This is a genomic window from Prevotella sp. HMSC073D09 (assembly GCF_001814145.1).
In the GTDB taxonomy this organism is placed as follows: Bacteria; Bacteroidota; Bacteroidia; order Bacteroidales; family Bacteroidaceae; genus Prevotella; species Prevotella conceptionensis.
In genome coordinates this window covers 1-14,917 of sequence record NZ_KV815049.1, presented here as the reverse complement: position 1 = coordinate 14,917, position 14,917 = coordinate 1, and the positions used below count along the sequence as shown (strand labels likewise).

Here is a 14,917-nt window from a genome sequence, read left to right as displayed (position 1 = left end):
CTCTTTATTTGTGAAAAATGATTATGAATATAAAAATGCCAAAATGGACACCAGTTGTCTTACTTTCTTTATTAACATTACTACCAAAACAAATATTAGCTTATCAAACAACGAAGTTGCTTCCCCCAACGCGGAATTATACTATTCATGGCCGTATTGTAGATTCGTTTACAAACCTCCCTATATCAGATGTCAAACTAACTTTACTGTCGGCAGATAGTACAGTGATAGATACATGTCGCACCTTTATATGGAACGACAAAGCTGTTCATCCCGACTCCTATTTCTATATACAAAAGAATTTGAGTGAGGGGGAATACATTTTTAAGATAGAACATCCTGACTATTTTACAACTTTTGTCAACAAAGAGGTACTGTTCAAAGGTAGAAATACAAGCATTGACATGCAAGACATTCCCATCAAGAAAAAAGGAATGGAAAATAAAGAGCATATGCTAAGCGAGGTCGTTGTTAAGAGTACAAAAATTAAGATGGTTATGAAGGGTGATACTATTATATATAATGCAGATGCCTTCAATCTTCCAGAGGGAAGTATGCTTGATGCTCTGATCAGACAGTTGCCAGGTGCCACACTTAATAGTAATGGCGAAATATTCATCAATGGCCGAAAATTAGATTATCTTACACTTAACGGCAAAGATTTCTTCAAGGGAAATAACAAACAATTAATAGAAAATTTACCAAACTATACGGTTAAAAATCTAAAGGTTTTTGAAAAGAGTACTGATAGGGGCCAAGCGATGGGTATTGACATTGATAAGAAAGACTACATCATGGATGTCTTACTAAAGAAAAAATATGAAAAAACTTTTATAGCTAACTTTGATATAGCTGGTGGTACGAACAGCAGGTATGCAGCCAAAGCGTTCGGACTATACTTCACACCACGATTGCAGTTATCTGTTTTCTCAAATAGTAATAATGTGAATGAAGACCGCAAACCTGGAGAAAAGGGAGACTGGGATCCAACTAAGCTACCAAACGGCCAGGTTATACAAAAGACAGTTGGTCTAAACGCTGCTGTTAGCAATGAAAAAAACACATTGGAAAACAGTATGTCTACAAGTTTCTCGTGGAGAGATACACATAATATCAGTCAAATTATATCTGAGTCTTTCTTAAATGGGGGAAACAACTTTAATCGTAGCATCTCAGATGTTAAATCCAAGAACTTTATTTATGACTTTCAAAACAATTTAAAGATTTCGACCCCCATTTACCTAAAATCAACCATAAACTTAAATTACAATAAATTTGATAATTGGGGAGCTGACCGTTCAGCACGCTTCAATGCAGACCCCTCACCGATAGGTAGCACAGAAGCAATATTAGATACGGTATTCTCCTCTTCAAGAAACAGGCTTGTAAATGATTTTGGTGTAAACCGATTGTCTACAAAAACATATGGATTTGGTCATTCACTCACAACTTCCGCCAATGTTAATGCATATAAAAAGTTGCAATCGGGTGATCGTATATCAGCATTGATAGAAGGTAACTATTTAAATACCACGAATTCAATGTTCAACAATTACCAGTTGAAGTATTTAAAAGACAATGCCATAGATGACTACCGCAATCGATATGACGACACGCCATCTTATTCTTACAATTATCGTTTAGAGCCACAATATACATTCGTGGTTCCTAATGGTCTTAAAATTTTTACGGGATATCAGTATCAGCAAAAGGGTATTTACCGAAACAACCAAAAATACCGATTAGACAAACTAGACGGATGGCAAAAAGAGGAACACCCTCTTGGCAGCTTACCCTCTTCACGTGATTCACTCCTACTCTCATTAGATGCTAACAATAGTTACAAAGGATATTATATGAGTAAGCAAAATTCGGCTTCACTCGGATTTGGTTATTCAACATCTAAGAATCACAACAATGTGTTCTTCAACACAATCGTGTCTGTTGGTTACAAAAGTGAAAAACTTGACTACCGCAATTCACTGCTAAGCACTTCTGTCCAGCAATATAATTGGATTTCAGATTTGTCTTTAAATATGGGGTTTACAATAAACAAATACAGTTTTTACGGAACTTTGACTTCGAAAATGGAAACTCCAGACCTTTACTCAAAAATTACCCGATCTGATGATTCCAATCCTTTAGCCATCTCTTTAGGTAATCCGAATTTGAAAAACAGTAGAAAAACAAATGTACATTTAGCCTTTGGTGATAACAACAATAGGCGATTTAAGCTGCCGATGGCATTTATAGATATCGATATTCATCAGAATGCTATTGCTAATGGATTTACTTACGATCCTACAACAGGTATATATACATATAAGCCACAGAATGTTAGGGGGAACTGGTCTGGCAATATTGGATTATATGATACTTTTCCATTAGATAATAAAAACCACTTCACATTAGTGAACGCTATCGTTTATAGTTACAACCACAATGTAGACTTCACAGGAGTAACAGGTCAAACAGAAAGTATGTTGAGCAAAGTGAATAACCATCGGTTAGAGGATGACCTATCTTTAAATTATCAAAAAGGAGGATTGACCTGTAGCTTGGTTGGTGAAATGAAATGGAGATACGCTAACAGCAGACGTGAAAATTTCTCAACTATTCGCACCTTGGATTTTAATTATGGAATCCTAGGTTCATACAAATTTAAATTTGGATTAGAAACAGGTATGGATCTTAAGATGTTTAGTCGCCGCGGTTATTCAGATCCTCTTATAAATACTAATGATTTAATTTGTAACGTATACATTAGTAAGAGTTTCTTTAAAGGGAAACTGGCAGCCAAACTTGAAGGCTACGATATGTTTCATCAACTCAAGAGCATAAATTATGAGATAAACGGGCAAGGAAAAACCGAGACACGTTTTAATGCTATCCCAAATTACTTAATGTTGCATCTCATTTATAAGATGAATATAAGTGGAAAGAAGTGATGACTTACAGCAACCAGTGCTCACTGAAAAAGGCTCAAGCAGCCCTTGGGGCTAAAGCATATTCGTTGTGGCTTGATGTAGAAACCGACTAGTCATTTAATATTTCTATAAAAAGAGAGGAGCTTGTTGTCTTTGTGTTACCAGCACAAGATAAACACTCCTCTCATGTATGAAGTGGAGCGCAAATCAACTTGTTGGCTTATGAACTCGCGAAAACTCAGCAACTGGCAAGGACATGAACTCATCAAATTGCAATCGCAAGAACCCATCAACTATTCAACCCATCAACTATTCAACTCATCAACCATTTAACTCATCAACCAATCAACTTGCAAACTCACAAACTCACAAACTGCTCAACTCACAAACTCACAAACTGCTCAACTCACAAACTAATCAACTTACAAACGCACGACCTCACAAGCTTATCAAACAATCAGCTCATCAACAAATCAACCCACAAACTCACAAACTCACTGCCTCACAACCGCATCAGCTCATCAGTTCATCAACTCCCAACCTCACAAAACTTAATTTGTTGTTTTAATTTTACAATATCGTTCTGATTTTCGCTCCGTTCTAGCGAATATGTAGGCGGTAAAGTAGGTAAAAAGCCACATTTTTTAGCCTTTCATGGCTTTTGTTTTGTCCGCTTTTAAGCAAGATGCCTGCATTTTGCACCATTTTGCCTTTCTAGATTGGTTGAAAGCTCGCCGTTTTCACTCCCCGAAAACGGCCTTTTACCCCTAAAAATCCACTTTTTTACTGCTATTTAGCATCTTTTCTGCACACGTTTTCAATCGGGCAGAAAGGTTTTTGCACCTACATTCACAGCATATTTATACATTTAGCCTTGCATTTAGGGGCAAATCACAGTGCATTTAGCAGCATTTTACCTTGCATTTAGCACCAAAACGCAGTGCATTTAGCAGCAAATCGCAGTGCATTTTGCACCAAAATTCACTCTATTTTGCATCAAAACGCAGTGCATTTTGCTGCAAATAGCCCAAAATCTGGTGCAAATGAGGTTTTCTAGAAATAAATATTCATTTTGCTGCATGCACATGCTAAGCCCTTTTTGCATTAGAAAAAACCTTCGCGAGAATCGATTTTTTGCGGCAAGGTTAGTGGTTGATGGATAAAAAGGACAGTCTTAGTGTTAAATTTCTTGCTGAAAAGCGGACAAAAGGAGAGCGGTTGACGGGTTGACAAGCTGACGGACTGACAAGTTAAGGAGCGAATAAGTTGATAGCCGAGGCATCTTTCTCATCATGTTCTATAACGCCCCCGACGGGTAGTTATACGGCTTATCAATTGTTTTAGGTTGTTTGCACCGCTTCCTGTTCATCTTTCGTTTGCTTGTCGGCATCTTGCCAGCCTTGTCCTTTTGACGTTGCCCGCAACGCCTTCAAGAGCAAGATAGGCGAGATGCTTCACAATACACACGGGCTGAGCAGGCTCTAACGGCCGATTGGGATAAGGCAATTGGGGCTGCGCAATAACGAAAAGGGGATGGCAGAAACCAATCTGCCATCCCCTTTTGGGATTTCTGCCACTAGGCAAATGCGTGAGGTTTATTTCACCATTACCTTGGCAACCTTGTTGTTTACGGTAACAACGTATGCGCCTTTGGCCAGAGAGAAGCTTTGGCTTGTGCCGTTCATCTTAGCCTTCTGTACCAAACCGCCGTTTATGCCATACACGTTAACTACGCTTCCTGTTGCGGCTTCTACCACGATGCCGCCTTCAACAACCTTGATAAAGGTGTCGGTGTTGTCGGCATTTACATCCTCGATGCCCGTTGCGTCGGGTATGAAGCGGATGTGCTTGGTGTGTAGCAGCAGCTTAGGGAACTTGGCATTGGTCATTACGCAAACCAAGTCTTCGTAGCGTTTGGTCAGTTTCAGTGTGGTAACGCCGTTGGTTACGGTGTATTCGTCATCTACATTAAACTCCTCGCCTTGTAGGTTTCCGTTCTTATCTACGTTCACATTACCCGTAAACCAGCGGTACACGGTGGGTGTTCCGTCGATGACAGCCTCTGAACTGAGGTCTACCTTGTTGCCGTTAGCATTAACGTCAACGGGGTTTTGCCTTTGATAGGCATACGATGTGCGGTAAGTGCCCGTTGTGGGAGGCAATGAAGAGAAACGGAGGTTGTTGCCAACAAGGTTCAACGCACGCAAGTAGGCGTTGTTCTTCACGTTGATGGACGTGAGCTTGTTGTTGCTGACGAAGAGCTGACCCAAGTTGAGCAGCGGCTTACAGTCGAGCGTTGTCATCGAGTTGGCCGTTAGGTCGAGGCTCTCCAGTGCTGTAAGTCCGCGGAAGTTAACCTCTGTCAGGTTGTTTCGGCTAAGGCTTACCACTATCAGATCTTTGTTCTTAGTAAGGTCGAGCTTGGTAAGCTTGTTGTCGGACATGGACAGGTATTCGAGCTTGGGATACTTCGAGAGGTCTATGTCAGAGATGTTGTTGCGGCTAAGGTCTAGCTGTTTAAGTGCTGTGCTAGGCGCGAAGTCGAACTTGGAGAGGCCAACGTTGTCTAATGTAATAGAGCGGGTGTCTGCCAACTTGCTGATATCTACCGAAGACATCTTGGCGTTGGTAACGCTGAACACGGTAAGTTTCTCTTCGGGTTTCGACACCAATACGCGCACCTTCACGCCTTTGTTGGTAAGGGCGGTAAAGCGTGTGTAGGTGTCGGCCTTCAAAACGTATTGGCTCATGGCTCCGTCGCCGCGCCAATCGAAGTAAACAGACATGCCTTCGATGTTGCCACGCAGTGACAGTTGCACGCTGTCTTTGTTGTTTGTGGTGGTAAAGGATGCCAGTTCGTTTGTTGGTACGGGGATGGGTTGCACCAAGGTGGTCTTTAAGATGTTCTTACCCGTGAATGCGGGATAGGCCGGGTGTGATATTTCGCAATACACTTTGCCTTTGGTTAGGTTCTTAAACCTGGTAGAACCCTTGTCGTCCAGGTAGTCGGTTCCCAGCACGTAAGGTTGTCCGCCTTCGGTTTTCCAAACGAAGTTGGTGGTTTTGTTGTTGATGGTTACGTATTGCTCGGTGAGGTCGATACCGGGCGATGTGGTGGCAATCACCACTTCGCGTTGCGGAGCGTACGTAAAGTGGGCCTCGTCTAGACCAAACCTGTTGGGCATGTTGGCCAGTGTGAAGTAGTTGTTGCTGATGTCGAGTTTGGCAACTGGCGCTAAGGGGATAATGCCCAGCAAGGTAAGCTTGTTGTTAGAAACGTTTAGTTCTTTGAGCTGTTCGCTGTGGTCGAGAATCAGTCTTGTAAGCTTGTTGTACGACAGGTTTCCTCTTACCAGTGCATCGGCACGGCGCAAGTCGAGGTTGGCCAAGTTGTTGTGGCTTAGGTCTAAGTCGGTAATGGTGAAGTAATCGTCTACCGTGATTGTTTCCAGTTGGTTATAACTGAGGTTCACGTTGGTGAGCAGACTCTTGTATTGCGACTTAGACTTGCCTTTCAGCGAGATGGTTTTGAGCTGGTTGTGCGACAAGTTGAGCTTTTCGAGCTGGTTGTTGCGTCCCAAGTCGATGGTGGTAAGCCCCGTATTTACGAGCGACAGCACGCGCAGGTCTGTTAGTTCGGTAACATCTATGCTTGTGATGTTCAAGTCTTTCACTTCAAGAGCCGTCACATAGTTGTCTTGCGGTACGGTCACCACGATGTTTCCGTTACCTGCTCGCTGACCGGTGATGTTCGCGGCAGTGGGCTTTTCGGCGGTGATGTTTACTTCTTTCAGTTGTCCGTTGCCAAAGTCTACCTTAACTTTTACGGGTTTCTGTGGCGTTGCGCCCTTCATTCCCACGGTTAGGTTGATGGTTTGTCCAGCCGTTGCGGTGGTGGCAAAGTCTATTGCCCTTACGTCCTTACCAAATTCGCTATCGTCTTTAACGGTGAATGGTTCGGTAAATAGGGGGTATTCGTTGAAAATGGTGTTGGTGAAGATAAGCACCACCTTGCCGTCTACGGGCCTAAGCAGCGTTACCTTTCCGTTATCGTAGTAGTAATAGCTGGCATCTAGCTCGGTACGTTGAGCCAGTACGTCTTTATCCAGCTTGTAGAGTTTGCCCAATGTGGTTGTTCCTTCGCGCAAAACTTGTTTAGAGAAGTCGAGCACGGTGCCCACCTTGTAGGTATCGTCCAGCACCAGGTCGCGTTGGTCGTAGTAATACTCGCGCCAGGTGTTCTGCGGTTTGGGCAGCGATGCGAAGGTCATCAGGTTTTTGCGTATGTTGAAGATGTACAAGTCGGGACAATTGCTCACGTCTATAGAGGTGAGTTTGTTGTGGTTTGCGCCCAACGTAACGAGCTTAGGCACTTTGCTCAGGTTAAGCGAACGCAGGTTGTTGCCCGCACAATAGAAGTGGCGCAGGTCTGGACAGTGGGTCAGGTCGATGTCGTCGAACTTCACATCGGTGTTAATCGTACCCGAAGCATGCTCTATGTAGAGCTCGTTCAGCTTGGAGTTTTTGCTGATGTCTAGCTTGTTTACTCGCGTGTCGCTAACGTTCAGTACATTCAGGTTGGCGTTGTGCGAAACGTCGATGGTGCTGATGTCGGTCATGTCGAGGCTCAATCGGCGCAGCGTGGTGCAGCCTTTGGTGTCTACCTCTGTGATGGTGCGGCAGTGGTAGGCGTCGAAAGAAACCAGCTTGGGAAAGTTCTTTAACTCGAACTTAGACTGTACGTATGCGCATTGTGCAATTTCCAGTTCCAAAAGTTCGGGCATGTTGCCCAGCCTAAGCGGCGTTTGTGCCGAGAAGGGGTTGTCGCGCAGGTAGAGGAACTGCAACGATTTGAGGTTGGAAAGGTCTATCTGCTTAATGGAGTTGTAGGCCAATCGCAGGTAAGACAGTTTCAAATCCTTGTGAAAGGTGATTTGGTCTATCTTACAACCCGTAGCGTTGAAGAAGTCGATCTTGTTCGGGTCGCCGTAAATCTTTACGATGCCGTCCCTGGTAACCGTTCCCGAGTAGTCTGTACCTGTGGGCACTTCTGCGCCTTGTTTCAGCTTGGCAACGCCAACAGACAGTTCTTCGCGTCCGTTTCCGCAGTCTATTTCCACGTATTCGTTGCCTTGTGTGCTACCAAGCGAGAAGGTTACGATAGGCGATTCGCCTTTATTTTCCTCATACACGGTGGTATGGAATGTGATGATGGGTTGCTGATCTTTGTTCTGTGCGAACGCCGGCAGGCCCACCACTGCCATCAATGCCAACAGCAAAGATGCAAGTAAGTTTTGTTTGTAATTCATACGCTGCTAGTAAATAATAATTTTTTTCGCTGATTTTCCGTTCACTTGGATAAGGTAAACGCCTTTGCTCCATGCGCTGGCGTCTATGGTTGTTTCGTCTCCCACGGCCGATTGGGTGTGTGCAAGTTGCCCTGCCATGGTGAAAACGCGCACTTCCAATTGTTTCTCGCCAGCCCTAAACACGTTAAAGTGCCTTGGCCCGGCCGGGGTGATGATGGTTTTGTTGTCGGCTTCGGCGGTGTTGATGCCTGTTGAGCCGGCCTTGCGGCGTAGCACTTCTTTCAGTCCGGCGTAGGCATCAAACTTTCCTGCGCCCCATTGTACGGGGTCTCCTTCTTTCACATCATTGTCAACAACAGCCGTTTTGCGGATGATGTCGGCAACGTCTGCGGCTTTAAGCGTTGGGTCGGCTTCGAGCCAAAGTGCGATAGAACCTGCCACAACAGGTGTTGCCATCGATGTGCCCAGGGTTTGGTGCCAGTAATAGCTCTTGCCGTTGACGGTGTGCTTGGCTTGCAAGTTCACCGGGGCGTAGCCGTTCTTGGGGTCTTCAACGGTGTAGGTGTTAACCGAAGATATAACAACTGCGCCGGGTGCGCAAACTAATGGCAGATTGCGGCCGTCGAGAAGCGTCCCGAAAGAAGAGAAACGCGTCACCTTGCCTTCATCATATTCGTGCCTGTTGTAGCCGTAGACCCATCCGTCCATAGCTGCCCAGTGGTCGCGCACGTTATAGCTTCCCACGGTAATCATGCCTGCTGCACAAGCCATGTCGTTGATAGTGCCGTTGCGCGAACCCTTCGCCCAAATTCCACTTCCATTGGCATCGTTGTAGGCACCGTCGTAGTCGTCGAAGTAAACGAACTGCGCATCGCCGTACAGGTCTACGCGTTTGCCATCCTTCCCTTCAACAAGTATGCCTAGTTTGTATTTACCCGTTTTGTTGGTTGTTTGGTTGTCGCTGGTTAGGAAACGGGCGATGGCGTAGTAGCGACCCGTTTCAGGGTCTTTTGTTCCGCCCACCATTACGTATCCTTCAAAGGCATTGTTGAAGACCGAATTGCCGGTTATTGCTCCTTCTTCGGCATATTCGCCCCCAGATGAATACATGGTTAGCTTACCGGTGGGACTGGGTTCTACGGTGATGCGTGTGGCAATACGGCCGCGTTCCTCGTTGAACACAACCACTTGCATCTTAAACTCGGTGGCATCCGAGCTGTAAGCGTACACCTGCCCATTGCGAAAGTTGTAGTAGTCTTTCTTTCCTATGTGTTGTTTTCCTTCTGCCATTGGGCGGATGAAGGTTTGCAGCTTGTTGTCGGTTTGGGTGAAAGTCTTGTTCAGTGCCACGGGATAGTTGGCCTCGTTGCCTGCTGCCACGCAGATGATGGCACTGTCTGTGCAGCCGGCTAAGTAGCGGTTCATCACGCTAGTGCTGTCGTGCGAGCCCAGGTTGCTGCCTAACGAGAGGTTGATGACACAGGGCTTGGCCTGCGGCCCTGATAGGCGGGCGTATTGGTAAACGTCGTCTATGCCCAGTGCGATGAACACGTCGCGCAGGTCTCCGCACGAAGCCACCAACTCCGATTCTGTTGCTATTCCGTAATAGGGGTTGGGCATCTCGATGTTTTTCGACGTCTTATTGTCCTTGGTAACGGCAACGGTGGCCATTCCCTTATATCCTCCGGCCATAATTCCGGTGGTGTGGGTGCCATGAAACTGCCCTCTGTTGTCGGTTTCAAAGTCTTCAATGGCAAACACGTTGTCCATCGATTTCTTGTGTTTGGCTATTTCGGGCAACTGCTCTTTGGGGAAATAGCTCTCCCAGATGAACCCGTCTTTGCCTGCACTGCTGGTGTACAGCCTGCTAACATAACCGTATCGTGTGGTTCCGTCGGGTTTAAGAAAGTTGATGTTGTTGGGATCGATGCCTCCGTCTACGATGCCCGTAACCACTCCTTTGCCCGTATAGGCTTGCGGCAGGCCAACGCCTTGGTGTATTTTGTTTACGCCAACGGCCTCTCTAACGCGGTCCATTTTCTGTGCAACGGGGCGTGACAGTTGTATTCTGCGTACGCATTTCAGTTCGGCTATCTGCTCAACGCCATTTAGCGGCATGCTAACGATGGCGATGTTGCCTTTTACCCGCAGTACGCTCACATTGTTTTCGGCAAGTGTTCCAAGAGCCTCCTTCCCGTCAAACTCAATCATGCCAATCGTTCGTTGGGGCTTTGCGTTGCTCTGTACGATGCTTCTGGTTTGTGGGTTGTAACGTGGAATTTTTGGATTTAGCTCTTCTTTCAACGTAACTTGGCTTTGCAAGTCGATTTTCGACTGTGCATAGCCTCCCAATAGGAGGCCAGCACAAATGGTGGTGAGAAATGTTCGCTTCATTACTTGTTGATAAAAATTTTCTTTCCGTTAATGATATATAGCCCTTTTGGAAGGTTCTTTTGTTCATCAACGCGCGTTCCGTCGAGTCGGTAAACCACGCGCTTGTTGGTCTTGTTGGCGGCGGCAGGGTTGGCAATGCCGTTGGTGGAAATCCCGTTGAACCATATTTCAAGGCGGTCGCCGTTTGCAAATTCAAGTTCGTAGGTGTGTCCGCCTCCACCCGTTGCTTCAACTTCTTTTCCGTTGAGCCGCACTTTAAGTTTGCTCAGGTCGGTTCCGTCGAAGGCCAGTGTGAAGGGGTTGTCGTCTTCACCGAATTTGATGGTGTTCTCTCCGTTGTTCAGTGGCACTTCCGTTCGGTCTTGTCGGTTGAAGTAGAAGAAACGGTCGGCCAGTTGTTTGCTGTCTACAAACACCGTAGCTGTTTTGTCGCGCTTGGGTGCCGAAGTCTCAACGCCGATGTTCATTCCGTTTTTCAGCGTTATTTCGTACACGCCGTCGATGTTGTTCGTATATTGTTTGCCGTTCAGTCTCAGCACTTTAATCTTGCATCCGTCCTTTGCCCTCACCTTAACCACGCAGTTCGTTTCGGGCAGTTCGATGGTGTTCATGCCGTCTTGTAGGGCAATGTGGTTTTGGTTATAGTCCCATCCTTGGTATAAGATGATGTTTTCGGCATGGTCTATATAGAACATGGCCTTCACCTTTCCAAGCTTATGTGCGGCTATGTCGATGTTCATGTCGTCGGTAATTGTGAGGTTCAGGCTGCCGTATATGGTGTTTGGCGTTCCGTTCACCTTCACCGCATCGATGGCGTGGGTGGTGGTGTTGAACGTGATGGTGAGCCTTGAACCGGCCTTTACCGAGAAATTGGGGTCGGTGTAGTTGGTTACGGGCTTGCCGTCTACGGTAACGCTGCTTACAACACCCTTGGCCTCTTCGGTGCTGAACGCGAATTTAACGCGGCAGTCTTTGTCGGGATAGTTTGCGGTGATGTCTATCAGTCCGCCGTCTTTGGGCTTAACCGTATAGGATGTGTTGCCTTTGGGCAGTTGCAATCCGTCTACCACGATGCTGTAAAGCGGTGCGGCCATGTATGATACCGTACTGATGACAATTTCTTTCTCCACGTCGGGAATCCAATGGATGGTGTTGTCGCCATTTTTTAGCACCACGTCTGTAAATGTTCCAGAGCGTTGCACCTTCACTTTTGCCGCATTGTCTACCTTAACGGTGCACGAGGCTGTGCGTAATTTGGCGAAGGTGTTGGTGGTGATGTTGATGGTACACCCGTTGTCGTCGGGCAGGTTGACGTACACATAGCAGCTCGTCATGCTGTAAATGTTCTGTTTGGTGTCTCCCTTGGCGGTTTTCTTTACCACGTCTACCAGGCAGTTCCCGTCTGTAGCCTTCACTTCAAACGAGCCACTTGCGGTAATCGGGATGTTGTTTTCTCCGTTAACAAGGTTGTTTATCGCAACGCCGTTAACCATAATACTCACTCGGCTGGCATCATCAACGTTTATCTTGATGTTGCTGTCGGCATAAGCGGCCGACGAAACCATAACTAAAATTGTTCCTAAAAGAAACGAGTAGAACTTCTTCATAGGCTCAAAACATAAAAAATGCAGCGATTGTTGTTGTTTGGTTGATACGAAATTTCCAATGGTTAGGCGGTTGGCGCGCCCAACTCTGTCTGTGTTACAGGCCATTCGTGGTGGGTTGAGCTGCTTCAATCTACCATAATCGTTCCTAACACGGCGGTAAAGTTAGTGAATAATGTGTAGAAAACCCCTTTAAAGCTGAACTTTTTTGCAATTTTGTTGCTGATATTGTCTTTTCTGTATGATATTTGTTTGAAAAGTGTACGTAATGTTACATTCCAGCGTTTTTTATTCGTTTTAAGGGGTGAAGAAAGCATATTGTTGACGTTTAGCTATCTTTTTGTTTCTTTTTGCGATTTATTGAGGCTGATATTTGTGCTTTTTGTAAGCGTAATAATGATATGCTCTTTCACTTTGGTAGTTTGGTAAGACGCAAGCAAAGCGTGGGTGCTGTCTTGGAATTTAATGGTGCTATAAGTGGAAGAGGGGGGATTATAGTCAACCGACATTAAAAAGATGAGGTGTTATCTAGCCGTATGAAGGGCAGGTCGGTGATGGTGGTCTTCATGCGGTGGCTCTTTGTGTGGTCAAACGCTACGCGGTAGTTGGGAGCGTGAAATTTTGTTCTGTGCCAATCATTATCGGCCGCTTGCTTTGCCTATGAGTGGAACGCGCGTTTCAAGCCCAATTTGGTTTGATTATAAAATGGTGTCGTTGAGTTCAGGTTTTCTTCTGTTTTCCTGATGGGTAGGTTAACCTATGGTGGGGCTGCAGCCCCTTGGAAGTGGGGTGGGGGACAAAGAGATGTGTTGGTTTCTTTGTATAATAAGTCGGGTGTAAGCGGGCTGTTGCCAACAAGTTGCAGGCCATGCGTGGGCGTTGTGCGGCTTTTGGCGGAGCTACCGGTTGATGGTCGTGATGTTGCAATCCCCTTGCGGTGTGTGTCCCTGCCCCTTGTGGCGGTTAACAAGTCCCCGTTGCGTGTGTGCAACGCCACTTGGGATGTGGCTACAACGCCGTTTATACGATGTTTGCAGCCGCTATGTTGCAGGTAGTGTTTTAAACGCAAATGCTAGCAATACCAGTAAAAGGGTTGGCCAAGTGCCTGACCGTCGGCCTGTCGCTTGCTTTATTCAGCTTTCTCGTCCTTTCTAAATGGCAGGCAGCTTTTCCATTTCGAGGGTTCGCCTTTGCTCTCGGCCTTCTTTGCCTCCACATATTTAAGAAACTCGTAAAGCCCTTGTCGAACGGAGCGCAGGCCGAATTCTTCGGTGTGGATGTCTTCGGGAGCGAGCCAGAAACACTCGGCGGCATCGTCCATGGCTTGCAGTTGGCTCTCGTCTTCCACTTCGCAACGGAAAAATAGGTCGAGCGTATGCACATCAAATCCAGCGTAGCGGTAAACGTTTGGCTGGCTAAACAGGTATTGGCAATTGGTTACGGTGAGCCCCGTTTCTTCTTTCACCTCGCGGCGTACGCCTTCTTCGGCCGTCTCGCTGATGTCCGAAAAGCCGCCAGGAAGGTCGAGGGTGCCTTTGCCGGGGTCTTCTTTGCGCCGCTCAACAAGTAGTTCGCCTTTGGCATTAACGATGAAGGCCACGTTGGCACTGCTGGGATTGAGAAAATATTCGAAACCGCAACTCTTGCAAACCTTGCTCTTTTCCGTGTTCTCTTCAAAGCGCGAGCTGCCGCAGCAGGGGCAATATCTAAACTTCTCTAATGGGTGCATATCCTAAAAGCGTTTTGTTATTCGTTTGCAATATTACGAAAAAGTTGCGAATTTGGCAAGCTTTCGTGCGTTTTTTGATTTCTGTCAATTCCTAAAACATTCGTTTCGAAAAGGCGTTCTCAACTTTTATTGATGCCGAGTTTACCTTTCATGGGTCTAAATTTGTGCTGTCACCACAAGATGTGCACTCCTCTTTTATATACATAGCGCGAGGACAAGGCTACTCGCGGGTAGGCAAGCTCGAGATAGCCCAACAACTCTCGCAGGCGTCAACTCGTCAATTCACATGCTCAAGAACTCATCAGCTTATAGTCTCCTCAACATGCAAACTCGTCAACTCAATAACCCACCATCTCAAAAACGCAAGAACTCATCAACGCAGAAACGCACAACTTCCCCAAAAACAAAACGCACAACCTCCGCAAAAACAAACTCAAAAACTTATCAATTCGTCTGTTCACCAACGCACAAACTCACCAACCCCAAAATAAGCAAAACTCAAAAACTCATCAACTCGTTTGCTCATCAACTCAGGAACTCACAAACCCCAGAATAAACAAAATTCAAAAACTCATCAACTCGTCTGCTCCTCATCTCAAAATCTCCTCATCCAAAAATCTTAAAACCATTATTTTTATTTTACAAGCACCTTCTAATTTTCATGTTGTTCTAGCGTAAACATTGGCCATAAAGTGGCTAAAAAGACACTATTTTCATCCCTTTCACGCCCCTTCCCTTGTCTACTTTTAAGAAAATAGCTGCATTTTGCACCTTTTTGTCTCTCTAGTTTGGTGGTAGGCTCATGATTTTTCAGGCCCAAATGTTCCCTTTTAGACCCTAAAATCCCACTTTTTAACACCTATTTTACCCTTTTCGGCCATGTGTTTCGTGGCTTTTAAAGGCTTTGTTTATGCGATTGTGGTGGATATTTATGCTTTTCGCCTTGCATTTAGC

5 protein-coding genes are annotated in these 14,917 nt (G+C 45.7%); 1 reads left to right on the top strand and 4 read right to left on the bottom strand.

The window, feature by feature from the left end:
• Positions 1-23: 23 nt before the first annotated feature.
• Complete coding sequence (locus HMPREF2955_RS02290; RefSeq protein WP_246830046.1) at positions 24-2,948, top strand: hypothetical protein; 2,925 nt, start codon at positions 24-26, stop codon at positions 2,946-2,948.
• 1,574 nt (positions 2,949-4,522) lie between these two features.
• Here the strand turns inward: HMPREF2955_RS02290 and HMPREF2955_RS02285 are convergent.
• The 4 genes from HMPREF2955_RS02285 to HMPREF2955_RS02270 all read right to left on the bottom strand — a co-directional run bounded on the left by HMPREF2955_RS02285 (position 4,523) and on the right by HMPREF2955_RS02270 (position 13,963).
• The gene (locus tag HMPREF2955_RS02285) at positions 4,523-8,236 is read right to left on the bottom strand and encodes a leucine-rich repeat domain-containing protein (protein ID WP_070720495.1); all 3,714 of its coding nucleotides are present in this window, start codon (positions 8,234-8,236) and stop codon (positions 4,523-4,525) included.
• A gap of 6 nt (positions 8,237-8,242) precedes the next feature.
• Positions 8,243-10,630, bottom strand: a complete 2,388-nt coding sequence (locus HMPREF2955_RS02280) for a S8 family peptidase (RefSeq protein ID WP_070720492.1) — start codon at positions 10,628-10,630, stop codon at positions 8,243-8,245.
• The gene (locus tag HMPREF2955_RS02275) at positions 10,630-12,237 is read right to left on the bottom strand and encodes a hypothetical protein (RefSeq protein WP_070720613.1); all 1,608 of its coding nucleotides are present in this window, start codon (positions 12,235-12,237) and stop codon (positions 10,630-10,632) included. The genes HMPREF2955_RS02280 and HMPREF2955_RS02275 overlap by 1 nt, the downstream gene beginning before the upstream one ends.
• A gap of 1,126 nt (positions 12,238-13,363) precedes the next feature.
• Positions 13,364-13,963 (bottom strand): NUDIX hydrolase, encoded by a 600-nt coding sequence (locus tag HMPREF2955_RS02270; RefSeq protein ID WP_070720491.1) that lies wholly within the window; start codon positions 13,961-13,963, stop codon positions 13,364-13,366.
• Between the last annotated feature and the right edge of the window lie 954 nt (positions 13,964-14,917).